The sequence below is a fragment of the Geobacillus sp. FSL W8-1251 genome, assembly GCF_038005945.1.
In the GTDB taxonomy this organism is placed as follows: domain Bacteria; phylum Bacillota; class Bacilli; order Bacillales; family Anoxybacillaceae; genus Geobacillus; species Geobacillus stearothermophilus.
The window spans coordinates 759,805-786,702 of sequence record NZ_JBBOUF010000001.1 but is presented as its reverse complement, the minus strand read 5'-3'; the positions used below and the strand labels follow the sequence as shown (position 1 = coordinate 786,702).

25 protein-coding genes, 3 pseudogenes and 1 riboswitch are annotated in these 26,898 nt (G+C 52.5%); of the genes and pseudogenes, 17 read left to right on the top strand and 11 right to left on the bottom strand.

Annotated elements, in window-relative coordinates:
• Positions 1-87: 87 nt before the first annotated feature.
• Positions 88-822, bottom strand: coding sequence for a ZIP family metal transporter (locus tag NSS88_RS04000; RefSeq protein WP_055358065.1), 735 nt, complete (start codon positions 820-822; stop codon positions 88-90).
• 216 nt (positions 823-1,038) lie between these two features.
• On the opposite strand from NSS88_RS04000, the gene NSS88_RS03995 reads away from it, so the two are divergent.
• On the top strand, positions 1,039-1,488 hold the full coding sequence (locus NSS88_RS03995) for a MarR family winged helix-turn-helix transcriptional regulator (RefSeq protein WP_014195273.1): 450 nt from the start codon (positions 1,039-1,041) through the stop codon (positions 1,486-1,488).
• 89 nt (positions 1,489-1,577) lie between these two features.
• Complete coding sequence (locus tag NSS88_RS03990; RefSeq protein WP_033006192.1) at positions 1,578-2,144, top strand: phosphate propanoyltransferase; 567 nt, start codon at positions 1,578-1,580, stop codon at positions 2,142-2,144.
• A 61-nt stretch (positions 2,145-2,205) separates the two neighbouring features.
• Here NSS88_RS03990 and NSS88_RS03985 read toward each other — a convergent pair whose 3' ends face one another.
• From NSS88_RS03985 to NSS88_RS03960, 6 genes and pseudogenes are all read right to left on the bottom strand, one after another.
• The gene (locus tag NSS88_RS03985; protein WP_055358067.1) at positions 2,206-2,754 is read right to left on the bottom strand and encodes a short-chain dehydrogenase; all 549 of its coding nucleotides are present in this window, start codon (positions 2,752-2,754) and stop codon (positions 2,206-2,208) included.
• An 18-nt stretch (positions 2,755-2,772) separates the two neighbouring features.
• Positions 2,773-3,507 (bottom strand): annotated as a pseudogene (locus NSS88_RS03980) (alpha/beta hydrolase family protein); the annotation flags it as partial.
• Positions 3,508-3,890: 383 nt separating this feature from the next.
• Positions 3,891-5,195: pseudogene (locus NSS88_RS03975) on the bottom strand (TolB family protein); the annotation flags it as partial.
• A gap of 123 nt (positions 5,196-5,318) precedes the next feature.
• Positions 5,319-6,629, bottom strand: a pseudogene (locus tag NSS88_RS03970) (amino acid permease); the annotation flags it as partial.
• Between the two features lie 72 nt (positions 6,630-6,701).
• Positions 6,702-8,150, bottom strand: coding sequence for an IS66 family transposase (tnpC, locus tag NSS88_RS03965; RefSeq protein ID WP_341083186.1), 1,449 nt, complete (start codon positions 8,148-8,150; stop codon positions 6,702-6,704).
• A 58-nt stretch (positions 8,151-8,208) separates the two neighbouring features.
• The gene (locus NSS88_RS03960; protein WP_341083184.1) at positions 8,209-8,364 is read right to left on the bottom strand and encodes a hypothetical protein; all 156 of its coding nucleotides are present in this window, start codon (positions 8,362-8,364) and stop codon (positions 8,209-8,211) included.
• 74 nt (positions 8,365-8,438) lie between these two features.
• A riboswitch (Lysine riboswitch) is annotated at positions 8,439-8,619 on the bottom strand.
• A 269-nt stretch (positions 8,620-8,888) separates the two neighbouring features.
• Here NSS88_RS03960 and NSS88_RS03955 point away from each other — a divergent pair.
• From NSS88_RS03955 to NSS88_RS03935, 5 genes are all read left to right on the top strand, one after another.
• The gene (locus tag NSS88_RS03955; RefSeq protein WP_033015851.1) at positions 8,889-10,583 is read left to right on the top strand and encodes a M3 family oligoendopeptidase; all 1,695 of its coding nucleotides are present in this window, start codon (positions 8,889-8,891) and stop codon (positions 10,581-10,583) included.
• A gap of 220 nt (positions 10,584-10,803) precedes the next feature.
• Positions 10,804-11,322 carry a GNAT family N-acetyltransferase gene (locus NSS88_RS03950; RefSeq protein ID WP_033015854.1) on the top strand — a complete coding sequence of 173 codons (519 nt, stop codon included), beginning with the start codon at positions 10,804-10,806 and terminating at the stop codon, positions 11,320-11,322.
• A gap of 129 nt (positions 11,323-11,451) precedes the next feature.
• Complete coding sequence (locus NSS88_RS03945) at positions 11,452-12,180, top strand: ABC transporter ATP-binding protein (protein ID WP_049625072.1); 729 nt, start codon at positions 11,452-11,454, stop codon at positions 12,178-12,180.
• Complete coding sequence (locus NSS88_RS03940) at positions 12,177-13,202, top strand: ABC transporter permease (protein WP_033015858.1); 1,026 nt, start codon at positions 12,177-12,179, stop codon at positions 13,200-13,202. Before NSS88_RS03945 ends, NSS88_RS03940 begins: the two co-directional genes overlap by 4 nt.
• An 11-nt stretch (positions 13,203-13,213) precedes the next feature.
• Positions 13,214-13,867 carry a TetR/AcrR family transcriptional regulator gene (locus NSS88_RS03935; protein WP_033015860.1) on the top strand — a complete coding sequence of 218 codons (654 nt, stop codon included), beginning with the start codon at positions 13,214-13,216 and terminating at the stop codon, positions 13,865-13,867.
• 27 nt (positions 13,868-13,894) lie between these two features.
• Here NSS88_RS03935 and hepT read toward each other — a convergent pair whose 3' ends face one another.
• The 3 genes from hepT to NSS88_RS03920 form a co-directional block, all read right to left on the bottom strand.
• Positions 13,895-14,314 carry a type VII toxin-antitoxin system HepT family RNase toxin gene (gene hepT, locus NSS88_RS03930; RefSeq protein WP_014195290.1) on the bottom strand — a complete coding sequence of 140 codons (420 nt, stop codon included), beginning with the start codon at positions 14,312-14,314 and terminating at the stop codon, positions 13,895-13,897.
• Positions 14,304-14,699, bottom strand: coding sequence for a type VII toxin-antitoxin system MntA family adenylyltransferase antitoxin (gene mntA, locus NSS88_RS03925; RefSeq protein ID WP_031212949.1), 396 nt, complete (start codon positions 14,697-14,699; stop codon positions 14,304-14,306). The genes hepT and mntA overlap by 11 nt, the downstream gene beginning before the upstream one ends.
• Before the next feature lie 306 nt (positions 14,700-15,005).
• Complete coding sequence (locus NSS88_RS03920; protein WP_033015862.1) at positions 15,006-17,138, bottom strand: ATP-dependent Clp protease ATP-binding subunit; 2,133 nt, start codon at positions 17,136-17,138, stop codon at positions 15,006-15,008.
• 267 nt (positions 17,139-17,405) lie between these two features.
• Here NSS88_RS03920 and NSS88_RS03915 point away from each other — a divergent pair, with 267 nt between their 5' ends.
• A complete protein-coding gene (locus NSS88_RS03915) occupies positions 17,406-18,152 on the top strand; it encodes a FixH family protein (RefSeq protein ID WP_341083179.1) in 747 nt (248 codons plus the stop codon).
• Between the two features lie 159 nt (positions 18,153-18,311).
• Positions 18,312-19,358, top strand: coding sequence for a YkvI family membrane protein (locus NSS88_RS03910; RefSeq protein ID WP_049625071.1), 1,047 nt, complete (start codon positions 18,312-18,314; stop codon positions 19,356-19,358).
• A 173-nt stretch (positions 19,359-19,531) separates the two neighbouring features.
• Here the strand turns inward: NSS88_RS03910 and NSS88_RS03905 are convergent, their stop codons facing one another.
• Positions 19,532-19,735 (bottom strand): hypothetical protein, encoded by a 204-nt coding sequence (locus tag NSS88_RS03905; RefSeq protein WP_033015868.1) that lies wholly within the window; start codon positions 19,733-19,735, stop codon positions 19,532-19,534.
• A 147-nt stretch (positions 19,736-19,882) separates the two neighbouring features.
• Here NSS88_RS03905 and NSS88_RS03900 point away from each other — a divergent pair, with 147 nt between their 5' ends.
• The 8 genes from NSS88_RS03900 (at position 19,883) to queE (ending at position 26,893) form a co-directional block, all read left to right on the top strand.
• A complete protein-coding gene (locus NSS88_RS03900) occupies positions 19,883-21,388 on the top strand; it encodes a spore germination protein (protein WP_445297974.1) in 1,506 nt (501 codons plus the stop codon).
• Positions 21,389-21,399: 11 nt separating this feature from the next.
• Entirely contained in the window at positions 21,400-22,485 is a 1,086-nt protein-coding gene (locus tag NSS88_RS03895) for a Ger(x)C family spore germination protein (protein ID WP_049625070.1), read from the top strand.
• A 26-nt stretch (positions 22,486-22,511) separates the two neighbouring features.
• Positions 22,512-23,285, top strand: coding sequence for a GerAB/ArcD/ProY family transporter (locus NSS88_RS03890; protein ID WP_341083172.1), 774 nt, complete (start codon positions 22,512-22,514; stop codon positions 23,283-23,285).
• Positions 23,286-23,365: 80 nt separating this feature from the next.
• Positions 23,366-24,499, top strand: a complete 1,134-nt coding sequence (locus tag NSS88_RS03885) for an IS4 family transposase (protein ID WP_121678437.1) — start codon at positions 23,366-23,368, stop codon at positions 24,497-24,499.
• A 44-nt stretch (positions 24,500-24,543) separates the two neighbouring features.
• Positions 24,544-24,882 (top strand): GerAB/ArcD/ProY family transporter, encoded by a 339-nt coding sequence (locus tag NSS88_RS03880; protein ID WP_341083171.1) that lies wholly within the window; start codon positions 24,544-24,546, stop codon positions 24,880-24,882.
• A gap of 171 nt (positions 24,883-25,053) precedes the next feature.
• On the top strand, positions 25,054-25,725 hold the full coding sequence (gene queC, locus NSS88_RS03875; protein ID WP_033015873.1) for a 7-cyano-7-deazaguanine synthase QueC: 672 nt from the start codon (positions 25,054-25,056) through the stop codon (positions 25,723-25,725).
• Positions 25,722-26,159 (top strand): 6-carboxytetrahydropterin synthase QueD, encoded by a 438-nt coding sequence (gene queD, locus NSS88_RS03870; protein WP_033015875.1) that lies wholly within the window; start codon positions 25,722-25,724, stop codon positions 26,157-26,159. The genes queC and queD overlap by 4 nt, the downstream gene beginning before the upstream one ends.
• Entirely contained in the window at positions 26,159-26,893 is a 735-nt protein-coding gene (gene queE / locus NSS88_RS03865) for a 7-carboxy-7-deazaguanine synthase QueE (protein ID WP_055358081.1), read from the top strand. The genes queD and queE overlap by 1 nt, the downstream gene beginning before the upstream one ends.
• Positions 26,894-26,898: the final 5 nt, after the last annotated feature.

Here is a 26,898-nt window from a genome sequence, read left to right as displayed (position 1 = left end):
GAGAAAACCCCGTTGCCAGGCAAGGCAGCGGGGTGTTTCGTTCTGTATGGAGAGGAGCGCTTGCCTCGATGACGGAAGGAGAGACCGCTAAAACGATTCGGTTAACAAAATCATAAACAAAATGCCGATAATAAAGGCGTACGTCGAGATCCGTTCGTTGCCGTCGCCATGGCTTTCGGGAATGAGCTCTTTGTAAATGATGAACAGCATCGCCCCGGTGGCAAACGCTAACCCGTATGGAACGAGGCCGCGGAAGAGAGAGGTTAAATAAAAGCCGAGCAAAGACGTCACAATTTCGACCGCGCCGGTTAACGTGGCAATGACAAACGCTTTAAAGCGGCCAATCTGCTGATTGACTAAAAACAAGGCGACCAAAAATCCTTCCGGCGCGTTTTGCAAGCCGATGGCCAATGCGATCAAATTGCCGATTTGCGAAGCGCCGTCTGAGGCGTAGCTCACCCCGACTGACAGCCCTTCGGGGAGATTGTGCATCGCAATGGCGGCGATGATGAGCATCGCCTTTTCGTCGAATTGCAAGCCGCTTTTCGTATGCTCCAAGTCGATATGGGGGACGGTCATCTCAAGCAACGTTAACACGAGCACCCCCGCCGCCAATCCGATGGCGAGCGCCTCAAAACCGCCGGACCGCAGGGTCTCGGGAATAAGACTTGTCATCGAGGCCGCCATCATAATGCCGGCTGAAAACGCGAGGAGTACATCGCGCCAGCGGTGGGTGAGCGATTTGGCCATAAACAAAATCGGCACAGCGCCAAGTCCGGTCGATAAGGCGGACAGCACACTGCCGGTCAATACCCCGTTCATCCAATTCCCCCTTCATCAGCCTTTATTTTTTCGTATGCGCTGTTTCCACAAATGTGACAATCGCCCAAGCGCTGCCCTATAACAAAATTATCATAGCGAAAGGAACGGCCGCTGGTGAGAAAAATGGACCAGCGCCTGGCAAAAACGGTTGCCTGCCTGTTTGCTGTTCAAGTATAATGCAAGTAAGAAATGGTTAAATGCAAAGGGTTGGATGGCATGGAACAAAAAGAGCAAGAACTCGAGCAATCGCTAAAGTTGTTTATCGTATTGTCGCGGGCTTACCGCGCCGTAAGCGACCAAGTGAACAAATCAATCCACTCATTCGGGGTCAATCCGACCGAATTTGCCGTGTTAGAATTGTTATACCATAAAGGGGATCAGCCGCTCCAGCAAATTGGCGAAAAAATTTTGCTGGCGAGCGGGAGCATCACCTACGTCATTGACAAACTGGAAAACAAAGGATTGATCGTCCGCCGCGCCTGCGAAAAGGACCGGCGCGTCACGTACGCGTCCATTACAGAAGAGGGGCGGCGGTTTATTGAGCGCGTATTTCCCGAGCATGCGGAAAAAATTCACGAAACGGTTTCGGCGCTGACGGCGGCAGAAAAAGAGCAGGCGATTGCGCTGCTGAAAAAATTAGGATATGGGGCAAAAACAAGGGGCTGACGCGAGGTCGGCCTCTTTAATTTTGCCGGAAATGGATACGTTATATAAAGAACATACCATAGCCAGCAAAAAAGGAGAGATCACCATTGATGGTTCCAGTAGGGGTATCGAATCGCCACATTCATTTATCAAAAGAACACATGGCGGCGCTGTTTGGCGAAGGCGCCGAGCTGACGGTGCTCAAGCCGTTGTCGCAGCCTGGCCAGTTCGCCGCCAAGGAAACGGTGACGGTCGAAGGGCCGAAAGGGAAAATTGAAAACGTCCGCGTCCTCGGACCGGTCCGTTCGCTCACCCAGCTTGAAATTTCGAAAACCGACAGCTTCAAGCTCGGCGTCGCGCCCCCGGTCCGCTTATCCGGCGATATTGACGGAACGCCGGGCATTACGATTCACGGGCCGAAGGGGACGGTGACCGTCGACAAAGGGGTGATCATTGCCAAGCGCCACATTCATATGACGCCGAAAGATGCCGAGACGTTTGGCGTCCGCGATAAACAAGTTGTGAAAGTGAAAACGCAAGGGGAGCGGGCGCTCATTTTTGACGAAGTGATCGTCCGCGTCAGCGAAGATTTTGCGTTAGATATGCACATTGACACCGATGAAGCGAACGCGGCCGGCTTGAAAACGGGCGATTATGTCGAACTGCTTCCATCGTGAAACCATCCGCGCCAAAGGCGGACAAAGCACCCTCTCGGTACAAACGAGAGGGCGCTTCCCATTAATGCGGCCGCTTCTTCTCTGATGCTAGTGTGCCGACAAGATGAAACGGCGCATCACGCCGAATGGCGTCAATGACGCCGCTGCTGATTTCTTGATGGGTGAGCCAACGCGTGCTGTGCTCTTCGATCACGAAGCCAAGCTGAATTTGCCGGTACAGGCAAGCGGAAGACAAACGGAGTTCCCGCTTTGCCTCGGCCGGATGGGCCCGGCTGCCGGGCACGTGGAACAGACGCCAAGGACCGGGATGTCTGCTATTTTCCCGGATGATGGCCGGAAACGCCTGTTTCCCGTCGCTGTGCACCCATGCGACAACAAGGTCGAAGGCTCTGTTTTCATTGATTGTTTGGTGAATCAAGGAACATAGTACATCATGATCGCGATAATCGACCAAAAGCGGGGTAATGGCCTCCAGATGTGCGGCGCGGGCGATGAGCCGTTCCATCCGTTCCCTGTTCCGGGCGACGATGGATATATGGTACCCTTCTCGCACGAGCCAAAGCGACACGTCGGTTAACATGCCTGTCCCACCGATGACGAGTGCGTACATGGTGGTTCTCCTTTCGGATTAATGCGATGCTCCTTTCAAATAGCGGTCAAACCAGTCGACGATATGGCGAAGACGCTCAAGCCGAAGAGCAGGGTTGCCGGTGCGCGACAAATCGTGGTTGGCGTCCGGAAAGCGGACGAGCTTTGTTTCCCGCCCGAGCTGCTTTAAGGCGACAAACAGCTGTTCGGCCTGCTCAATCGGGCAGCGGTAATCGCGTTCGCTGTGCAAAATCAAAAGCGGTGTGCGCATGTGTTTGACGTATTTGAGCGGCGAATGATGCCAAAGCCGCTCAGCGTTTTCCAAAACGTCGTAGCCGACTTCCCATTTCGTGAAAAAGTAGCCGATGTCGCTCACGCCAGAGAAGCTGAGCCAGTTGGAAATCGAACGTTGAGTGACAGCCGCTTTGAATCGGTCGGTATGCCCAACGATCCAGTTCGTCATAAATCCGCCGTAGCTGCCGCCGGTGACGCCAAGCCGTTCTTTGTCAATAAAGTCGAACTTGCTGATGGCGGCGTCGACGCCAGCCATAATGTCTTCATAATCCATGCCGCCATAGTCGCCGCGCACCACATTGACAAACGACTGGCCGTATCCGTGGCTGCCGCGCGGGTTCGTAAACAGCACGGCATAACCGGATGAAGCGAGCAGCTGCAATTCATGGAAAAACGTAAATCCATACATCGCATGCGGCCCGCCGTGAATTTCGACGACAAGCGGCGCCTTTTCCCCTTCGTCAAGCTCAGGCGGTTTCATCCTATTTCGCGCAGGAGACTCCCACTTCAACGACCAAAGGGAGTAAGTGGGAGAGGAATGCGCGTTCCCCTTTTCTTTTGTGTATGATATAATAAAGGCGTGGAGAAAACCGTTTAATAAAGGCACTCCAATAACTGCTACTCGATGTATGGAGTTGGTTACAGGAAACGTTGTAACCGTAAAACATCGAGCGTAGATCCGTCTGTTGTGTGTGGAAGCCAAGTACTGCCAACAGACACACCGAGAGAATCGGTAACGATGCAGGCATGACCTGCGTCGTTGGGTAGTTGTCAACCTGCCCTGATGCAACCCCAAGTCAAGGAAGGAGGACGAAGTCCGCTTGTACTTCTGGGGAGTTGCAAGCCCCCACTTCAAGCGTTAGCTAAGTGGGGGTAGTTGACGATCCAGCCTTGAATCTCCAAACCGTCCGCCGATCGATACGTAAACGGTTCGGCATCGGCGAACACCACTTCGTTTTCGAGCGCTTCATTGGCACGCGTAAGCCGTGTTTTCGTTCCGTCTTCAAGCGAGATTATATACAAATCGCCAATGACCGTCGGCTCGCTCATGGCGGCGATGGCTTGCTGTTCGCTTGGGTGGATGGCTAAACCGTATAAATGGAAGTTGCCTTCGATCACCGGAACGATCGGGCCGTCGAGCGGGACGAAATACAAGTTGACGCGTCCGCGCTCCGAGGCGGTGACATACAGGCCGCTTCCGTCGCTCGCCCAAATCGGTCCCGGCCCTTTCGCATCAGCGTGTGTGTCGCCGACCATGGCGTCACTGAGATGGACGTCCCAATCGGTGGTCAACACCCGCTTCGTTCCACGCTCCGGCTCAAAGACGTAAAGCCGGTGAAGCGTTGCCCCGAGATAAGCAAGATCATGGCCGATGGCGGCGAGCTTCGTTCCGTCCGGCGACCAGGCGAGCGAAGCGAATGTGCCGCATCCGTTCGTCAAGTTCGTTTCCGCTTTCGATTCGAGATCAAGCAAAACAATGTCGCGCGTAAAGGTTGTGTCTGGATCATCGTTTCGGTTGGCGACAAAGGCGAGCGTCCGTCCGGTTGGGGAAACGGCAAACGAACCGATTTCTTCCTCGCGGCCCGTCAACGCTTCGGTTTTTCCTGACGCCGCATCGATGCGCACCAGCACGTCCTGCTTGCCGTCAAGAAAACCCGACGCGTCCGATTTGTAATACAGCCGCTCGACCACGCGCGGTTTCAGGTCGGCTCGCTTCACTTCTGCCTTTTCCGGTTCTTCGCGGTCTTCAATCGTTTCATCATCGCCAAGCGTCGTTAGGGCGATGAGAAACGTTCCGTCCGGCGACCAAACGTAATCGCGCACACCGTTTTTGAAAAACGTCAGTTGGCGCGCCTCACCGCCATTGGCGGGCAAAAGCCAAAGCTGTGTGCGTCCGGAGCGGTCAGATAAAAAGGCGATTATTTCACCTCTTGGGGAAAAACGCGGCTTCATGTCGCGCCAGCGGCCGAACGTCCATTGACGGACGGAGCCGTCTGCCGCCCATATCCATAAATGGGAGCGGTATTGTTTTTCCTCATCAATCGATTTTTCCACAAACACGGCGCGCGTCCCGTCCGGCGCGTAGTGCGGGTCGCGCACCGAGCGGAGGCGAAGCAAATCTTCCGCCGTTATGCCGCGGCGTTTTGTCGGTTGTTCGTTGTTGTTCATCAGTTGGCCCCCTCTTTCTTTTAAGTAAAATGGAACTACATTGTATATTTCGTCTTCCGAAAGACAAGATCCTGCCTAAAACAGAAAAAACGAACGCCCAAACGATAGGCGTCCGTTTTTTAGCTATGCCGACAGTTTTTGTTTTTCATTTGCCTGCTGCGCTGCCTTTTTCACCTGCGGGTAGAAGATCACGCCGCTTGCCAGCAAGGCAACGCCCAGCAGGAACGTTTTCATATCCGCCGTCCCGGCGATGACGACCCAGACGGAATACAATGTTGCCAGCGCCGCAACGATGCCGTCAGCGAGCCGCTCCCGTCCTGCCGCATACGTTTCCCCCGTGAGCGTGAGCTTCAGCTGGAAGACGGAAGCAATCAAATATGGAACGAGATAAGCGAGCGTAGCGATGTAAATGACAAAATCGAACGCTGCCGCCATCGAATGGGAAATGGTCGAGAAAATGAACAGCTGGGCTAATGCATTCGATAGCGTCAACGAGAAGCTTGGCACGTTTTTCTTGTTTTCTCTCAAAAAGGCCGTCAAAAACAGCCCTTGTTTCGCCGCCTGGTACGGCACCTCAGCGCTCAGCAAGATCCAGCCGAGCGTCGAGCCGAGCAGACTAATGAGCCCAAGACCAGCCAACACGTAGCCGCCCGCCGGTCCGACGATGGCAATGATGGCATCAACGAGCGGTTTTTCCGATTGAATCAGTTCGCGTTGCGGCAAGACGCCCATCACCAAAAAGCTGATGCCGATGTAAATGGCTAAGGCGATGAGCAGGCCGGCGATCGTCGCCCGTTTTACGTCCGCTTGTTTGCGCGCGCGGGAAGCGAACACCATCGCCGATTCAACGCCGACAAACGCCCAGAGTGTCGATAACGCGGCGTTGTTGATTTGTCCAAGCAAACCGATCGGCTGTCCGTCTCCGTCATAACGCGGGGCATCAAGCGGGCCGATGACCGCTTTGTCAAAGGCAAACAAGGCGATGACGATAAATAGGAAAAAGCCAAGCACTTTGGCCGCGGTGGCGACAAAATTCAGCTTGCCAGCGCCTTCTACACCGCGCAAAATGATGATATGCATCCCCAAAAGAAGCGCCGTGCAGACGAGAAAGGTAAGCAAATTCCCAAGCTTTAGCGTAAACGAGCCCATCGTGAGAACGGTTTTGTCGCTCGTTAATACAGGGAAAAATGTCGACAAGTAGCTCGCAAACGTCGTGATGATGGCGACATTGCCGGCAAAGTTGCCGACCCAGTAGCCCCACGATGACATAAATCCCGATAAAATCGAGAGATTGGAGCCTTTCGGAAACAGCTCCTTCGCGTAAATTTGCGGTCCGCCGCCTAAGTCGGGCTTGCGGATTGCCAAGTTGCCGAAAACAAGCGCCGTCATGAGAACGCCGGCTCCGGTCAGCAGCCAGGCGAGCATCACGCCGAGTAACTATTCACCCCAGTGCTAGTGTATAAAAAAGCCCAGCACAAATAGGGCATTTCGGTCATAGAAAATGCCCTAGGTAGCGGAAAGAACTCGATCGATCGTTTCGCCTGCCAACAGAAGACATAACGAATCCCACACGTTTTTTTCGTGTTTCGTCAGTGTGGAAACGATGCTTCTTGCGATGCAAAACGACTGCGCGAATGTTTCTTCGCGAAACGTACCCGAAATGTTCTCTTTGACTTTGACCATGCGAAGATCGCGTTCGGCTTGGTTGTTGTCAAAGGGAACATGTACTTCACGTAAGAAACGCAGCGCTTCTTCCTTTCGTTTTTGAAGGCGTCGAACAAAAGCGAGTGCTTTTTTCGGAAGAGGCGTCATCGTTTCTAATCGGTGTTGTGCTCTTTCTAGGATGCGATCATACACTCGTTCCCACCGTCTCGCTTCTTCTTCGGAAAGTGCACCGTGATGGGCTTCGACGGCTTGCTTGGCGGCTAACAGAAACGTGGTCATGCGCATCGCCCACGTATGCCCCTGTTCGATGAATCCTTTTAACTCACGCAAATGGTGGGCATGACAAAGGGCATGGGTGGCATGTGTGTATTTCGGATACGTACCGAACGCATCGTGCATCATCGTCCCTTCATATCGGGGAAGAATCCCGATCTCATCGGTCGCTTTTTTTCCACGAGAAGCGTGAGGAGCCAAGTATGTATATCTCGATGTACACGCGACATGCACCCATGCGAGTTTCCCATTGATGCGCAAACTCGTTTCATCGACATGCAGGATGTTGGATTCAAGTAAGGCGTCTTCGATGATGTCCATATTTGATTCCAGCGCTTCGCGTCCTCGTTTCACCATATTGGCAAGAGTTCCTGTACTAATCGAGTGTTGATATAACGCTTCGATTGTATCACTTAAACGCTTGTACGGGATCAATTGGATATGATGTAAATAAACAACGAGCGCCGTGAGCCGTGGACCGTATTGCACATGATTCGTGACATGGGATGGGAATTCGGCTTGTTGCACGCATCGACAATGTGGACACGATTTCACTTCACGTTCATGTTGTGTCACCTCGATCGCCACAGGAGGGACATCAAACACTTGACGGATATCGACTTTGAACGGTTTGACGTCACGCAAAGAAGCCCCACATCCTTGACACGTATGCACACGGTGGACGACACGATGATGTGGATGTTCCACTTGACGGAGCGTCGTTCCTTGATGTCCTTCTTGTCCGCCTGGCTTGTTGCCAGATGGTTGACGAGAAGAACGTGTGTTGGCAAAACGGTCAGAAGATGGGGGCAAATGGCTATTGGAGCTGTTTTTTTTCGTGCGTGCTTCCAGCTCTTGAACACGGTACTTCAGTTGTTCATTTTCTTTGCGTAGTTGTTTGTTTTCGTGACGCAAATGTTCATTTTCTTGAACGAGTTGATGAATGAGCTGTTTTTGTTGTTGGACTTTGCCGATTAAGCCCTCAACTGTAAATACAGCTTGTTGTACCGTCAACATGTGATTCACCTCCTTGTCTATCAATATTCACATCATAGACAGGAAAAGCAAAAAATATTCAGCTCACTTTATGATGTGGCTGAATAGTTACCACGCCGATGGGGCTCGAAGCCTCCGCCAACGAGCGCGGCAGCATGAAAATGCCGGAACCAACCATATTGCCCACGACAAGCGCGGTTAACACCCAAATGCCAAGTTTTCGTTGCTGATCCAAGGTCAAAACGCTCCTTTCAAAAAAAAAGAAAGCACCCGCGCCTCTTCAGCGGGTGCATGATTCGCATCCAACTGAATGGCGATAGCGCTCCATCGCCCAAGGGCGATGGCAGTCCTGCGCCTGTTCGGACGCAGGCCCAGCTTGCGCCGCCGGAGCGCGCCGCAAACTTCGGCGGTGAACCCTTTCCCGCTGCATCATCGACCGCTCCGAGCCTCGACAGCGCTACTTTTGTTCACCGCAACCTCTATCCCATTGAAGTGGAGAGGGGGTATATCGTTGTCGACATTATATTACTCAATTCAACAAAAAACGTCAATTCAATTCAACAAAAAACGTCAATATGTTTTTGGAAAATGTATATGATGCAAAGGTTGCGAAATATGAGTGAAATGATTAGTATAATTTGTGGTGATGAACCCAGAGAATGGGAAATCGAGAAGGATTTTGAGGATTCATGGCGAATAAACAGTAGATCGGCTGAGTGATGAAAAAATATAAAAATGAAAGGAAAGAAGGGACAGAGCATGAAGTTTTCCGAATTTCGTTACGAGCGGCCGGACATCGCTCAATTGCAAGCATCGTTTCAAGAAGCGCTTGATTCGTTCCGCCGCGCCGGGAGCGCCGCCTTGCAACACGAGGCGATGAAGCGGATCAATGAGCTGCGCCGCCGCTACAGCACGATGGCGAACCTTTGCCATATTCGCCATACGATCGATACAAACGATGAGTTCTATAAGAAAGAACAAGACTTTTTCGATGAAACGGAGCCGATCGTCAAGGGGCTTGTCAACGATTATTACCGCGCGCTTGTTTCCTCGCCGTTCCGCGCTGAATTGGAACAAGTATGGGGGAAACAGCTGTTTGCGTTGGCGGAAACGCAACTGAAAACATACGCGCCGGCGATTGTAGAGGACTTGCAAAAAGAAAACAAGCTGGCCAGCGAATATACGAAGCTCATCGCATCGGCGAAAATCATGTTTGAAGGAGAGGAGCGGACGCTCGCCCAGCTGCAGCCGTTTGTCGAGTCGCCGGACCGCACGATGCGCCAACGGGCGAGCGAAGCGCGGTTTTCGTTTTTCACGGACCACGAAAAAGAGCTCGATGAGCTGTATGATGAGCTCGTCCACGTCCGCACAGCGATCGCCCGGAAGCTTGGGTTCAAAAACTTTGTTGAGCTCGGCTATGCCCGTTTAGGCCGGACCGATTACAATGCCGATATGGTCGCAGGCTACCGCCGGCAAGTGAAAACGCACATCGTCCCACTCGCAGCAAAGCTGCGCGAGCGCCAGCGGCAGCGGATTCAGGTCGACCGGCTTACATATTATGATGAGCCGTTCATGTTTCCGAGCGGCAACCCGGCGCCAAAAGGGGACGCCGCTTGGATTGTTGACAACGGCCGGCGCATGTATGAAGAGCTGTCGCCGGAAACCGGCGAGTTTTTCCGCTATATGGTCGAACACGAATTGATGGACCTCGTCGCCAAAAAAGGGAAGGCGGGCGGCGGCTATTGCACGTATATCGATGATTACAAGGCGCCGTTTATTTTCTCGAACTTTACCGGCACATCCGGCGACATTGACGTATTGACCCATGAAGCCGGACATGCGTTCCAAGTGTATGAAAGCCGTCATTACGACATTCCGGAATACAACTGGCCGACGCTTGAGGCGTGTGAAATCCATTCGATGAGCATGGAATTTTTCACATGGCCGTGGATGGAGCTCTTTTTCGGCGAAGACGCCGACAAATACCGGTTCGCCCATTTGAGCGACGCGCTCTTGTTTTTGCCGTACGGCGTTGCGGTCGATGAATTTCAGCACGCTGTCTACGAGAACCCGGATATGACGCCGGCTGAGCGGAAGAGTGTCTGGCGCAACATCGAAAAAGCGTATTTGCCGACAAGAGACTACGCCGGCCATGACTACCTTGAGCGCGGCGGGTTTTGGCAGCGGCAAGGGCATATTTACACCGATCCGTTTTATTACATCGATTACACCCTTGCGCAAGTGTGCGCGTTCCAGTTTTGGAAGCGGGCGCAGGAAGACCGGGAATCAGCCTGGCGCGACTATGTGGCGCTTTGCCGATTGGGCGGCAGCCGGCCGTTTACTGAGCTCGTCAAAAGCGCCAACCTAAAGTCGCCGTTTGCTGACGGGGCGGTCGCTTCGGTCGTCGGCCATATCGAGCGGTGGTTGGACAGCGTCGATGACAAAGCCTTGTAAAAAGAAGCAAAGAAGGCGGGCGGGAACAGCACCGCCCTGCTTTTCTTTATCATCTCGCGCCGAGAAGACCCCCACTTCCACGTGTTGGGCGGGGATGGCTTGGTTGACAGCCTGCTGTGGGGCGGGTGTTTCCAACAATCTCTCACCTCAAAGCTCAAGCGTAGGTGGGAGAGCGTTCAATTTGAAAACTTCTATCAAACTGGGGAAAAGGGGGAAAACGATGATCCGTAAAGCCACATGGGTCGACGCACTGGCCATCGCTTCGGTCCACGTCGAAAGTTGGAAGACGACGTACAGCGGCATCGTGCCGGACGCGTACTTGGAGACGTTGGCAGTGGGAGAAAAACAAACGTTATGGGAGAAGGTGCTCCGCCAATCGGACCATTCCGTGTTTGTCGCCGAGGAAAACGGACGCGTCGTTGGATTCGTCTCCGGCGGACCAAATCGGGCAGCCGACGGTCTGATAGCGAAGTATGACGGGGAGCTGTATGCGATTTATTTGCTTAAAGAGGTGCAAGGAAAAGGGCTCGGCCGGCAGCTCGTGCAAGCGCTCGTCGGCGATTTGACGCAAAAAGGCATTCATTCGCTGGTCGTCTGGGTGCTTGCCGACAATCCGTCACGCGGTTTTTACGAACGGCTTGGCGGTGAAAAACTGGCCGAGGAAAGGGTGGAAATCGGTGGAAAAGCATTATGGGAGTGGTGCTACGGCTGGCAAGACATGCAAACGATGAACGAGTAGAGGGGCTGCCGACAGTTCGGCAGCTCAAAAAATTTGTTTTGTGAGTGATTACTCACTTTACAAAAAGGTTTATCTTTTTTATACTATATATGAGTGATTACTCACTACTATGCAAAAGGGAGAAAAGCAATGACCGCCAATCCATGTATTCAAGTCGAGCGTGTCTCCAAGCGGTTTGGAAAAAAAGTAGTCATCGACGATGTGTCGTTGGAAGTCCAGACGGGGGAAATATTCGGCCTGCTCGGCCCGTCGGGGGCGGGCAAGACGACGTTGGTGCGCATGATCGCCGGCATTGATGCGGCGAGCGAAGGGACGATTCGCGTGCTCGGCGTGAATATGCCCAATCTTGGCGCCATGAAGCGGATCGGCTTTATGGCCCAGTCGGATGCCCTGTACGGAGAATTGACTGCGCTGGAGAACATGCAATTTTTTGCTTCCATCTACGGGTTGCGAGGGAAAAAACAAAAGGAGCGGATCGATGACATGTTGGCGCTTGTCAACTTAACGAATGATCGAAAAAAGCTGGTGCACCAATATTCAGGAGGGATGAAACGTCGGTTGTCGCTGGCGATCGCCTTGCTTCATGAACCGGACGTGCTTATTTTGGATGAGCCGACGGTCGGCATCGATCCGTTGCTGCGCCAATCGATTTGGGCGGAGCTTGAGCGGATTCGCCAGCGCGGCACAACCATTGTCGTCACGACCCATGTGATGGATGAAGCGGAAAAGTGCGGGCGGCTTGGCATGATTCGCGAAGGCCGTCTGATCGCCGTCGGCCGCCCGGATGAATTGAAACAGGAAGCAGGCGCGGAAACGATTGAGCAAGCGTTTTTGACGTTTGGAGGTGTCCGTCGATGAGAGTGTTGGCCATTGTCGTCCGCATCATCCGCCAGTTTTTCCGCGACAAGCGCACGCTGGCGCTCATGATTGTCGCGCCGATGTTCGTCTTGTTGTTAATGGATTTGGTGTTTAATGGCGAAGAATACAAACCAGCCATTGCCGTCAGCGAACACGTGCCTGAGGTGGTTGTTGACAAGTTGAAAGAAGCAGGAGCGAACGTGAAAGAGCTGTCAGCAAAACAAGCGCGAAAGCAGCTGGACGATCAAGACATTGACGCGTGGCTTGACATGAGCGGAAGCGCTCCGCACCTTACGCTGGAAGGAAGCGACCCGACGGCCAATCAGGCGGTGATGGTCGCGGTGCAAAAGGCGTTTCAGTCCATGGCGCCCAAGCCCCCGTTTCAGCTGAAAACAACGTATTGGCACGGATCAAGCGACATGGCGTCATTTGATTATTTCGGCCCCGTGCTGATCGGCTTTTTCGTCTTCTTTTTTGTCTTTTTGATTGCTGGAGTGTCATTTTTGCGCGAGCGGACGAACGGGACGCTCGAGCGGCTGATGGCGACGCCGCTCAGGCGCTGGGAAATGGTCGCCGGCTACATGATCGGGTTCGGATTGTTTACGACGATTCAGGCAAGCTTAATTTCATGGTTTGCCATTGATGTGCTCGACATGATGATGGAAGGTTCGTTCGGGTATGTGCTGCTCATTACGTTTTTGTTGGCGATGACGGCGCTTGCGCTTGGGATGCTGCTGTCGGCGTTCGCCAACAACGAGCTGCAAATGGTGCAGTTTATCCCGCTTGTCGTCGTGCCGCAAGTGTTTTTCTCGGGTTTGTTCAATCTCGACACGATGGAACAATGGCTTCGTTCCTTAAGCGTCATCATGCCGCTCACCTACGGGGCGGATGCGCTGCGCGATATTATGGTGCGCGGAGAAGGTTTTAGCGCCATCGCCGTGGATGTGTACGTGCTGCTTGGCTTTACGATGCTGTTTATGCTATTAAATGTAGTAGCATTGAAAAAATACCGCAAGCTGTAAGGAGTAGAGTCATGAGCGAGCATTCATGGATTCAGGAATTGCTGCAAATCGGCGGCAAGGAAGGGCAGTTCAGTGAAAAGCAGCTGAAAATTTTGGAAGCCGCAGTGGAAATGTTTGCCGAAAAAGGCTATGCGGCGACTTCCACGAGTGAAATCGCCAAAAAGGCCGGGGTGGCGGAAGGGACGATCTTCCGCCATTATAAGACGAAAAAAGATTTATTGCTGGCCATCGTCACGCCGACGTTGTTTCATTCCGTCGCCCCGTTTTTGGCGAAAGAATTCGTCCGCGAAGTGTTTGACAACGAATATGAGACGTACGAACAGTTTTTGCGCGCGGTGCTCGCCAACCGCTACACCTTTGTGAAAACGTATTTGCCGGCGATTCGCGTGCTTTGGCAGGAGGTTGCCTTTCATTCCGAGATTAAACAGTGCTTTCAACGCGTGTTTACCGAGCACGTGTATCCAAAATTCGCCCGCATTGTCCGCCATTTTCAAGAAAAAGGTGAGTTGGCCGAGCTGCCGGTCGATTCGGTCATCCGCTTGACGATCACATCGCTCGCCGGCTTTTTGGCCGCCCGCTTTCTCCTTTTGCCTGACCACAACTGGGACGATGAGGCGGAAATGGAACGGACGATTCACGTGTTGATGAACGGTCTGCGGCGCTAACCGGCCGGCTTCCGCGTGGGAGCCGGCCTAGCTGTTTTTCTTAGCATAATCGAGGATGGCTTTCGTAAATTGTTTGAAATCATCAAGATGGTGTTCGACGATGGCTTGCAAGATGCCAAGGTTCAGTTGTTGATAGTCGTGAACGGCGATGTTGCGGAATCCGACCATCGCCTTCATCTTTTTGCTTATGGAAGGGGAGATGACCCCATGTTCTTCGAGGAGAGCGAATGCATCGCGGCTATGCTGCGGCAATCCGAATTTCTGCTCGGCCACAATATGCATGGCCAAATCGATGCATGCCTCGCACGCCCGCTGTAAATTCAGAACGATCGAATCTTGTTTTGTGTAATTTTGTAAATTTTTTGGATCGCCGTTATATTCTTCACGAATTCGTTTCAGGCAGCGTTCGATCACGCTGATCTTGTTTAAAATGACATCACTTTTCATATATGCTCCCGCTTTCCGTAATTTGTTTTAACACCGGTGCTCTCTCTTCGTTTAGTTTCACATACATTTTCAATGTTTTCATTTCGAACTCAGCCCGTTTCCGCTCGTCGCGGCAATCAATGGCTTTTCCCGTCGAGACGACTTGCGCTTGAAACACCGTGCTGGCTTGGCGCAAATCGACAAGATCGACATCTCGCCCTAACTTGTCAGCCAAATGCCCCGCGAGCCGAAACAGCTCATACGGATCATGCGGTTCGCCGTCGCTGACAAAGGCGATATCGACATCACTGTCCGGGCGCATCGCCCCACGGGCGGCTGAACCGAACAGGTAGATGACGAACGGGTGAAGAGCCGGGCGGAGCGTCTGAATGATGATCGTCTCCATTTCGTTTGGCAATCGCGATGCCCCCTTGCGTTTTTCTTCATTATAGCAAAATCTTAATAGCAAAATCTTATTGTTCTTGGCGAAAAGATGGAAAAAGAAAAAGGGATGGCGATGATGCGCCAATCCCTCTGAGCGAAAGAAGCAGGGGATGATTGATTCATTTCCTCCTTACATACAAACTTCGGGGCGGCTCTTTTTGCTGCTCTTCCCTAAAACACTTCCTCACCCCGAAAACGGGATGGGGCGATGTTCGAGTCATTCGGGTGATGGATGATATAGGTGTGCGCGTTGGGCGTTAAGCTACAATTAGGCGATTTCCGCCACAATGGCATTGTCCTTGACATCGATACGGATCGCACGCACCGATTGATCCGCGTCAAGCAGGCAGTCGGCGATGTTGTCTTCGACATGCTCTTGGATGACGCGGCGGAGCGGGCGGGCGCCGAAGGCCGGATGGTAGCCAAGTTCGGCCAGTTTTTCTTTCGCCGCTTCGGTCACTTCGAGTTCGATGCCTTGTTCGCGCATCGCTGCTTTGACGTCAGCGAGCATTAAGTCGACGATCTCAAGCAAGTGTGCTTTTTCGAGCGGCTTGAACTCGATGATGGCGTCGAAGCGGTTCAAAAATTCCGGCTTGAAGTAGGCGCTCAAAGAGTCAAGGACGCTTGTTTGCCCGTTGCCCTCTTTTTCAAAGCCGACGGTGATTTTTTTGTCGGTCACCCCAGCGTTGCTTGTCGCGATGATGACCGTGTCTTTGAAGCTGACGGTGCGGCCTTGGCTGTCGGTTAAGCGGCCGTCTTCCAAAATTTGCAAGAAGATGTGCTGTACATCCGGGTGCGCCTTTTCAATCTCGTCAAGCAAGATGATGCTGTACGGGTTGCGGCGCACTTTTTCCGTCAGCTGGCCGGCTTCTTCAAAGCCGACATAGCCCGGCGGCGAACCGATCAGCTTCGAGACGGAATGTTTCTCCATGTATTCGCTCATATCGAGGCGAATCATGGCGTCTTTTGTGCCAAACAGCTCTTCAGCGAGCGTTTTGGCGAGCTCCGTTTTCCCGACGCCGGTCGGGCCGACGAACAAGAACGAACCGATCGGGCGGTGTTTCGCTTTCAAGCCGGCGCGGCTGCGGCGAATGGCTTTGGCGACTTTTTTCACCGCTTCCGCTTGGCCGATCACTTTTTTCGCCAAGTGTTCTTCAAGATGTTTCATTTTTTCTTTTTCATCGGCTTGCAGCTTGCCGACCGGGATGCCGGTTTTCTCGGCGATGATTTGTTCGATGTCGGCGGCATCGACGACAGGGCGTTCTTGGTTGACGCCTTGCTCGAGTTGTTTTTCGAGCTTCAGCTCTTCATCGCGCAGTTTCGCCGCCAATTCGTAGTTTTCTTCTTTCGCCGCTTGTTCTTTTTCTTTCGCGATTTGCATCAACCGCTCTTGCAGTTGTTTTTCATCGGTCGGACCGAGGCGCAAGTTCGCTTTCGAGCCGGCCTCGTCAAGCAAGTCGATCGCCTTGTCCGGGAGGAAGCGGTCTTGAATGTAGCGGTGCGACAGTTTCACGCACGCTTCGATCGCTTCATCCGTATAGCGGACATGGTGGAATTGTTCGTATTTCGGCTGGATGCCTTTTAAGATGACGATCGCTTCCTCAACGGTCGGCTCGTGGACGATGACCGGTTGGAAGCGGCGCTCAAGAGCCGCGTCTTTTTCAATTTGCCGGTATTCTTTGAGCGTCGTCGCCCCAACGACTTGCAGTTCCCCGCGGGCGAGCGCCGGTTTTAAAATATTGCCGGCGTCCATCGAGCCTTCAGCGGCGCCAGCGCCGACGAGCAGGTGGATTTCGTCAATGAACAAGATGATGTTTTTCCGCTCTTGCAATTCGGCGATGAGCCGTTTCATCCGCTCTTCAAATTGACCGCGGATGCCGGTGTTGGCGACAAGCGACGCCACATCAAGCAAGTACACGTCTTTGTTCAATAGTTTTTCCGGCACTTGCCCTTCGGCGATTTTCAGCGCGAGCCCTTCAACGATGGCTGTTTTCCCGACACCCGGCTCCCCGATCAACACCGGGTTGTTTTTGTTGCGGCGGTTTAAAATTTCGATCACGCGGGCGATTTCTTTGTCGCGGCCGATGACCGGATCGATCAAGCCCGCTTTGGCCATTTGCGTCAAGTTGCGGCCGAATTGATCCAAAAATCCACCGCCATGGCTTTGCGGGCGTTTCGCCATCGTTTTCGGCGCGCTCATTCCGGCGTTGGCGGCTGTGAACGGGCTAGTAAAGAAGTCATCAAAGGAAAACGGCGAAAAGCCGAAGTTCATTGGAATGGACAGTTGTTGTTTTTGCTTTTCATAGCATTCATGGCACAGGTGAAGTTGTTGTTTTTCCCCGTTCCATTGCAAGTTGACAAACACTGTTGCTTCACGTTGTTGGCATGCTTGGCAGCGCATGAGGCATACCCCCTTTTCTCTTATTCGGGATTTGACTTTGACTTTCTTTGACCTTCCGACTTTATTATACTTTGACCTTTTTTGACTTTCAAGTGTTTTGTACAAAAAAATTGTGATAACGATGAAATGTTTTTGAAAAAATGGTGAATACTAATGTAGTTGCGGCAAAACTATGATAGAGTGAAAAACAGAAAAAGAGGCGGAAAAGACTCCGTCTTTGGTGCTCATGATGATCATGAATTTGAAGGAAAAAGGAGAAAGGTGAAGATGAGAAGACAGGTTGGTTTCGCGTTTGCTGTTGTACTTTTGGGGATGATGATCATGGTTGCTTGTACAAATCACAACAAGAAAGTCGAGACGCCGGCCGTGCTTGACGTGAAAATCGATGCGCCGGATCATATCGATTTGAACAAGCCGACCAAGCTCGCCTGCGTCGTGACGTACGGCGGTGAAAAAGTGGACGATGCGAGCGAAGTCAAGTTTGAAGTATGGAAACACGGAAGCAGCGAGCGGGAAATGCTTGAAGCGAAGCATGACGGCGATGGCCGCTACTCGGTGGAAAAAACGTTTACCCAAGCGGGAACATATTCGGTCGTCGCCCATGTGACGGCGCGCGATATGCATAACATGCCGAAAAAAGATATTGTCGCCGGCAACCCGGAACAGGCGGCGACGGCCGACGGTGCGAGCGAAAATTCCCAAGGCAGTGCTGAAGAACACCATCATGGCACCGTCGCCATTTCGCTGTCGTCCCGTTCGTTCGAAGCCGGAAAACCGGCGGCGTTGACCGTCCGCCTCTCCAAAGATGGGAGGCCGTTGACAGGTGCGACCGTTCGTTTTGAGATTTGGCAGGCGGACAATAAGCATGAATTTGTCGATGCAAAGGAAAAAGGAAACGGCGAGTACGAAGCCATGGCCATGTTTGCCAACAAAGGAACGTATTCGGTGAAAGTGCACGTCGAAGGAAGCGGCGGGCTGCACGAACATCAAGTCGAACACGTGACAGTTCATTGATGGAAACGCGATTTCACATCGCATGCCATATTAATGAAGAGAGTTTGCGGTGTGTGAGAAGGCATCTTGTCTCGGATGCCTTCTTTTTTCGTTCTGTCGTCTTTCTTGTCCATGCCGGACATATACATATATATGGAAAAGCAACGGACAAGGAGGGAGATGGAGGATTTGGGCAAGAGACACGATTGGTCGGAGGCGTGGCAAATCGCTGCTGTTTACGTTGGAACGGTGATTGGGGCAGGATTTGCGACCGGAAGAGAGATTATGGAATTTTTCACTCGTTATGGGACGGCTGGAACGGTTGGCATCATCATCAGCGGTTGTTTGTTTATATGGGGGGGCGCGCGGCTCATGGTGATGGCGCGCCGCATTGGAGCCGCGTCCTATGATGAATTGAATCGCTATTTGTTCGGAAGAATGTTGAGTCCGTTTGTGACGCTTGTGATGACGGCGATGATCGCGGGGGTGACGGCGGTGATGATCGCCGGGGCGGGTGCCGTGTTTGAAGAGCAGATCGGCTGGCCGAGACAGGCGGGCGTCACACTGACGCTCGGTTTGGCGCTTCTTGTCATGTTGTTTGACCGCAAAGGGCTGTTTGGCGTCAACGTGTTCGTCGTGCCGATGATGATGATCTTGAGCGTTGCCGTATGGATCAAAATGATGATGGCTGGAGACTTATGCCGGCCGGATATAGCGGCATCGGATTATTCACTGAAGGCAATGTTGTCCCCGTTTTCGTATGCGGCGTTTAACTTGGCGATGGCGCAAGCGGTGTTGGTGCCCGTTGCCCGCGAAGCGGCCAGTGAGCGGGCGGTGAGGCGCGGAGCGATGTTGGGTGGGGGGATCCTAACAGGGTTGTTGCTTCTCAACCATATTGTGTTGCTGTCGTTTCCGCAAAAGGATGGTTACGATATTCCGATGGCCGAAGTAGTTCGTGCGTTTTTTGCCATGCTATATTGGTTGTATGTCGTCGTCATTTACGGAGAAATTTTTACCTCGGTCATCGGCGGCTTGTTTGGGCTTGCCCGTCAAGCGCGCATTTGGGTGCCGATCAGTGGAAAAGGGATCGGCGTGCTGCTCGTGTTGGTGTTTGTCGCGGTCAGCCCGTTTCGCTATGGGGAGTTGTTGTCGTTTCTTTATCCGCTGTTTGGCTACATGAGCCTGATGTTATTGTGGCTCCTTTGGCGCCGCAAGCTGCCGCGTTAGCAAACAGGCCCTTTCGCTTTCCCTGCCTCTTCTGTTCTGGTGCGGGGGTGAAAGGGCTTATTGTTTTTCCGTACACCGCCCACCCAATAGGCATTCCCTCGCTTTCATTGCATTTCGCAAAACGGGGGCTTTTTTCGAGATGGTCCTCCCGCATGCGGATGTTGAAAGCATGATTACGAGCGAAAACGGGCGATCATCGCTTCCAAATTGCGGGCTGCGTCGGCCAGGGCGTCAGCTTCTCCCGCCAGTTCATGAAGAGCGAGTGTTTGCCGCTCGAGCCCCGCCTCCGTCTCTTGCACCATATCGGAAAAGTCGGCCGTTTCTGTCATTTTTTTCAACGCTCGTTTCGACCGACGCTGTTTCGTCAGTTCGCTCATAGACGATTCTCTTTTTTTATTTATCTATTTTCAATAATATATAGAATATTTTGTCTAATCAATAAGATGAAAGGGGGATGCATAAAAATATCGATCGATTGGAAGACTATGCCGTAAACGGAAAGGCGAGGGGATGTTCGTGGGTTTATTCTCATTTTGGAAAAAAAGAAAAAACGCCCCCCTCAGCGGCCCATTTCGCAGCTTTGGGAAACGCTGCGGCAATCGAGCGATTTTGTCGAAGTGTCGTTTGTTGTGGGAGGCAAGGAGCTGTCGATTTATTATTTTGATTCACTCGTCGATCCGCAAGTGCTGCAAGAGCGGATTCTTTGCCATTTGCAAAACGACATTCCAAACCATCCGACGGTCCGCTTGGAAGACTTGCAGCAAATCGTGCCGATTCTGCGCATTGAAGTGAGCGAAGACACGGCGCTGATTGAAGAGAAGGTGCTGAAAGGGTTTGTCGCGGTCACCTTCCGCGAGCAACCGAACAAAGCGGCGCTCATGGGCGCCGCCGCCGAAAATTTAGGGCTTCGGGAAAACAATGATTCGGAAAACGAATTCAGCGTCGTTGGGCCCAAAGTCGGATTTGTGGAAAATGTCGGCGTCAACTTGCATCTCATCCGCCGGCAAGTGGTGACGCCGAATCTTGTCTTTCGGGAAATGTCGATTGGTTCGGTGTCGAAAACGAAAGTGGTCATCGCCTACATCGATGGCGTCGCCAATCCGGAAGTCGTTCAAACGGTGACGCAGCGGCTTGAGTCCATTCATTTTGACGTCGTGTTTGACAACGCCATTTTGGATCAGCTGCTCGCGGACAATTCACGGACGCCGTTTCCTCTTTTTATCTCGACCGAGCGGATCGACCGGACCATCTATGCGCTTGTGTCGGGTCAGGTGGCCATTTTTTGCGACGGCTCCCCGTATGCCGTGATTGGCCCCGCCGCTCTTTTCGATTTTTTTACGTCGCCGGAAGACTATTATTTGCCATGGGTGCTCGGCACGTTTTTGCGGCTCATTCGGTTTTTCGGCGTTGCGTTCTCGGTGTTAGCGTCGCCGATTTATGTGGCGGTGCTGACGTATCATTATGAAATGATTCCCGAAGACTTGCTCGGTCCGATCATTTATTCCCGCTCGAACGTGCCGTTTCCGCCGATGCTCGAGGTGCTGTTTTTGGAAATTACGATCGAGCTGTTGCGCGAGGCCGGGGCGCGGCTGCCGACGAAAGTCGCACAAACGCTCGGGATTGTCGGCGGGATTGTCATCGGGCAAGCAACCGTTGATGCCGGGCTGACGAGTACGTTTTTGTTGATTGTCGTCGCGTTGGCGGCGCTCGCTACGTTTACAACGCCGATTTTCAAAATGTCCAACACGATCCGGTTCATTCGGTTTCCGTTTATTTTGTTTGCTGCATGTTGGGGCGGGATCGGCATTATCTTTGCCGTCTGCGGGCTGCTCATTCATTTAGGGCGGCTGCAGTCGTTTGGCTATCCGTATTTGCTGCCGTTTTATCCATTTCGTGTGCGCAGCTTCCGCGATACATTCGTTTGTTCGCCATACAGTGAAACGGCGGAGCGGCCGATGTTTCTTCGTCCGCGGTCGCGGTTTCGTTACGATCCGAATGCGGCGAAGCAAAAACGCGATATTGATGAGTAAGGGGGATCGTGATGAGGCGTGGGCTTCTATGGCTCGGTGCGCTGCTGTTGCTTGGCGGCTGCGCCAGTTTGCGGCCGATTGATGAAATTCAAATTATCCAACAGATGGGGTATGATTTCGAGAACGGCCGCTACACGGGCACCGCGGTGTACCCGACGTTCAAGCAAGGGCCGATGACAAAGCCGAATATGCTGACGACGACGTCGCCGACGGTCTACGACTTGATTCCGCGCCTGTCATCGAAATCCGCGCTGTCGGTTGAGGAAGGGCAGCTGCGCTTGATTTTGTTCGGCAAGGAGTTTGCCAGGCGGGGGGTGACGCAATTTACGCACAGCCTCGCGCGCAACAACAAAGTTGGCAGTCATTTGCTGCTTGGCGTGGCGGAAGAAAGCGCGAAGGAGCTGCTGAAAATCGAGGTGAACAAGACGCTTAGCGATACGTTGTATTTGCCGAATCTGGTGGAGCAGAATGAGCAGTCGATGAACTTGCCGAAAACGAATTTGCACTTGTTTTTGTATCGCTATTTTTCCCCAGGAAGCGATCCGTTTTTGCCGTATTTTGAGAAAAAAGGAGATTTCGCCAAGCTTGAAGGGGTCGCGTTGTTTCGCGACGACCGATACGTGGGGCATGTGAGTTTGCGTGATTCGTTTTTAATGAAAATTTTGCTTGGAGAAACGAAAAACGGCGTCTACCAGCTGAAGGTTGGGAATCGCGGGAAACAGGGCGAGGATCGGGTGATGCTGCAAAACTTATGGGCGAAGCCGAAATATGAATGGAAGCGTGATGGAGGCCGCCATGTGCTTGATGTGTTCGTCCATATCCATGCGTCGGTGAGGGATTACCCGTCATGGCTCGATCAGCCGGGTCAAGATTTGTTTGCTGATGTGAAGAAAAAAATGCAAAACGAATTGGAGCATAATATGCGTCGGTTATTCCGTTATTTTCAGAAAAAACGGATTGACCCGCTCGGCATCGGCGATTTTGTTCGCAGTGTGACAAGACATTGGGATTCCGACGCGTTTTACCGTGAATACCCGGAACTAGACATCCGCCCGCACGTCACGGTGGATATCGTCCATACCGGCATTGGCGAATAAGACGGGGAACATGAGGAGGGATTAGGATGAAGCAGGCCATTCAGGAACGGTTTCTCATCTCCCCGTTTCTTGTGTTTTTTGTCATTCATGCTACGCAAGTTGGGGTCGGGGCACTCAATTTTCAGCGTCCACTGATGAAAGAGGCGGGGCAGGATGCCTGGATGGCAGTCTTAATGGCCGGGCTGTCGGCGCACGTGTTGATTTGGCTCATGTATCGGCTGCTGTCGCATTTGCCATCAGGCGGAGACCTCGTGTCGCTTCATGAACAGTACTTCGGGCGGTGGATCGGCGGGGTGCTGAGCCTTGGACTTCTTTTTTACTACGCGTTGGCGGCGTTTATGGTGCTTCAATCATACATTGAAGTCATTAAAGTATGGGTGTTCCCGTTGATGGGGGCGTGGCAGTTCAGCCTTATGTTTTTGCTGATGACGTATTATGTCGTCTCCGGCGGGTTTCGCGTCGTTGTCGGCTTATGCGTTTGGGGGGTGGTGATTCCGCTGTTGACGATTTTTCCGATGGTTTTCTTTCCGCTTGAGTATGCTCAATACCGGAATTTATTGCCGGTGTTCGACCATTCGTTTGGGCAATTGGCAAAAGCATCGAAAGAGATGGTGCTGCAATATTTAGGGTTTGAAATGCTGCTGATGTATTACCCGTTTTTAAAACAGGCTCCGTCCTCGCAAAAGTGGGCGCATGCGGCCAACGCATTTACGATGTTCATTTATTTTGTTTTGATCCTTATCTCCATCGTGTTTTATAACAAAGAGCAAATTCAGCCAGGCGTGTTGATTATCCAATAAAATCCAAAGGGTATAGAAAAAAGAGCACCTTTCCTGTAGAATGTGAGTAGCAACACAAACAAACCCAGGAGGTGCTCTCTATGAACAAGCATACCACACTCCCGAATTTGATGCAAAAACTTGTTTCGGATGAAGAGATTCAACTGATTGCCGAAGCGGTTGGGTATCGTGATTCGTCTCGAACCTTTACGTTGCGCGAGTTGATTCACTTCTTCCTGCTGGCCGCCATGCATCAATGGAAAAGCTTTCGCCACGGAGCCGATGTGGGGCCTCTGTATGGATTGCCGCGATTCCATTATTCCACAGTATCCAAGAAAGCGAAAGAAGTTCCCTATGACATCATGAAACGCTTGTTGGCGTTGATCATTTCCAAGTGCAACCGCCAAACCCGCCGTTCGCTTCGGTTTCCCAAACCGCTTCGGGTGGTGGATTCGACGACCGTCACGGTCGGGAAAAACCGCCTCCCATGGGCTCCGTATCACGGCGAACGCGCCGGAGTGAAGCTGCACGTCGCGTATTCGCCGGAATCCTCGTTGCCGGCAGACGTGGTGGAAACCATCGGACTGCGTCATGATGGCCCGGTGGGAGAACAGTTGACGAACGCTCAACAAGTGCTCGTGGAAGACCGGGCGTATTTCAAAATCGAACGCCTCGATCGATTTGTGGAGCAGCATCAGCTCTTTGTCATTCGGATGAAGGACAACATCGAACTTCATCAGAAAAAAAGCTTGAACCGCCTTCCGAGCGCATCTTCATCGGTTCAAGCCGACTTCACGTGCCAGTTGGGAACGAAACAATACCGCTCCACCAAGCGTCACCGGGTAGTGATCTTTCGAGATGCGAATGGCCGCGACATTCGGGTCGTGACGAACCTCTTCCATGCGTCTGCGGAAACCATTGCCGACATGTACCAACAACGTTGGACTGTTGAGATCTTTTTCCGTTGGGTGAAGCAATATCTGAATGTCCCGACCTTGTTTGGCACGACGGAAAATGCGGTATACAACCAACTGTTTGCGGCGTTCATCGCGTATGTGTTGCTGCGATGGCTGTATGATCAAACCAAAAAACGGACGAACGTCTCTCTTTCCTTCATTTCGTTTGTTCGCCGTTTTTTCTCTGGGCAGCTTCCTCTCGATTGGAAATCCGGGATGGCCGCTGCTTTGTTTGAGTATGCCCAAATTTATGGAAGGCGTATGTCTAATTTTGGATAATCAACACTCGTGAAATTCAGCATATTACATGGCCGACGCTGACGATGGCCAAAATTCCGGAAGTGCCGTTTATCGAGCGGATGGAGTATATTGTCATCTCGATTTATGTGCTTGTTGTGTTCCCGATCATCGCGGTCTCTATTTGGGCGGTGACGCGCGTGATCAAACAGCTGTTTGCTGTTCAGCAGCGCCGTTCGCTTCCGGTGCTGCTCGCTTGCTTGTTTGTCGGGGGAATGTTTTTTCAGGAGAAGACACATATTGAGCAGTTGACGGAATGGACAGCGAAGGCGGGATTTTATCTTGTCGTGGTGTATGTTCCGCTCCTGTATGTGTACGTATGGGTGGCGGAAAAAGTGAAAAAGGCGCTACAACAAAAGCCATAAGTATGGTATAGTAAAGAAGAAAAACAGAAGAATCGCAATTCCGTACGCTTGTACGGGAGAGGTTTCTAGCAAAACCCTCTATAAAAAACTAGGGACGGCTGTATCCTAGGGGTATGGCCTTTTTGTTTTGGAAACCTCTTCTTCTGCTGATTCAGAAGGAGGTTGATTGTGATGAAGATGAAGGAAGAAAAGGCGGTTGTCGTCTTCAGCGGCGGCCAAGACAGCACGACGTGTTTGGTTTGGGCGAAAGAGCAGTTTGGGGAAGTGGAAGCGGTGACGTTTGACTATGGGCAGCGTCATCGCCGCGAAATTGAAGTCGCTCAGGCAATTGCCGCTGAGCTTGGCGTTCGCCATACGGTGCTCGATATGTCGCTGCTTGGGCAATTGGCGCCGAACGCCTTGACGCGTGATGATATCGCCATCGAACAAAAGGAAGGCGAGCTGCCGACGACGTTTGTGGACGGGCGCAATTTGTTGTTTTTATCATTCGCCGCGGTGTTTGCCAAACAACGGGGCGCGCGCCATCTCGTCACCGGAGTGTGCGAAACAGATTTCAGCGGCTATCCGGACTGCCGCGATGTGTTTATCAAATCATTGAACGTCACGCTGAATTTAGCGATGGATTACGAATTTGTCATTCATACGCCGCTCATGTGGCTGACGAAAGCGGAGACGTGGAAGCTCGCGGATGAGCTCGGGGCGCTCGAGTTCATTCGCACGAAGACGCTGACGTGCTATAACGGCATCATCGCCGACGGCTGCGGCGAATGTCCAGCATGCGTGCTGCGCAAGCGCGGATTGGATGACTATTTGCGGGAAAAAGCGGGGGTGGAAGCACAATGATGCATCAGCTCTATCCTCAAGTTTGGCACGATTACCGTTATGAGTTGAACAAAGATATGCACATCGCCGCCGCCCATTTCATCCCGCACGAAGCGGCCGGAAGCTGCGCAAACGTGCACGGCCACACGTACATCGTCAATGTGACGGTCGCCGGCGATGAGCTTGATGAGAGCGGTTTTTTAGTCAACTTTCAAACGTTAAAACAGCTCGTTCATCGCAAGCTGGACCATACGCTGCTCAACGACCATAGCGATTGGTTTGACGGTCATGACCCGAATCGGTTTCCGACGTCGGAAGTGGTGGCGCGCACGATTTATGAAACGATTCAGCGCTATTTGGATACGCTGCCGCACAAGCCGAAATGTTTGCAAGTGTTTGTCCGCGAAACGTCGACAAGTTATGTCGTCTACCGGCCGAAAGCGGGGGACCGGTAATGACGCGCACGATTCCGGTGTTGGAGATTTTTGGTCCGACCATCCAAGGAGAGGGAATGGTGATCGGCCAAAAGACGATGTTCGTCCGCACAGCCGGCTGTGATTATCGCTGCCGCTGGTGCGATTCGGCGTTTACGTGGGACGGATCAGCGAAAGACGAGATCGAGCAGTTGACGGCAGACGACATTTGGCGGCGGCTTGAAGCCATGGGCGGCCGCCGCTTCCGCCACGTGACGATTTCAGGCGGCAACCCGCTTCTCATTGCCGCTCTTGGAGAGCTTGTCGCCCTTCTTCACGAAAAAGGGGTGCGCGTTGCGGTTGAAACGCAAGGGAGCCGCTGGCAAGACTGGCTGCTCGATGTAGACGATGTCACCATTTCCCCAAAACCGCCAAGTTCGGGGATGGACACCGACTGGTCGGCGCTCGATCAAATCATGGAACGGCTGCAGGCTGACCAAAGCCGGGTGCGGCGCATCAGCTTGAAAGTCGTCGTCTTTGATGACACCGATTTGGCGTATGCGAAAGAGGTGCACTGCCGCTACCCAGGTGTTCCGTTTTATTTGCAGACAGGAAACGCCGATGTGGCCGATTCAGATGTGGATGCACTCCGCGCGAAGCTTCTCCATCGGTTGGAATGGCTGGTGGAACGAGCCGCCGATTCGGAGGAGCTGGCCGACGTCCACATCCTGCCGCAGCTGCACACGCTTCTTTGGGGAAACAAGCGCGGCGTGTAAAGCGG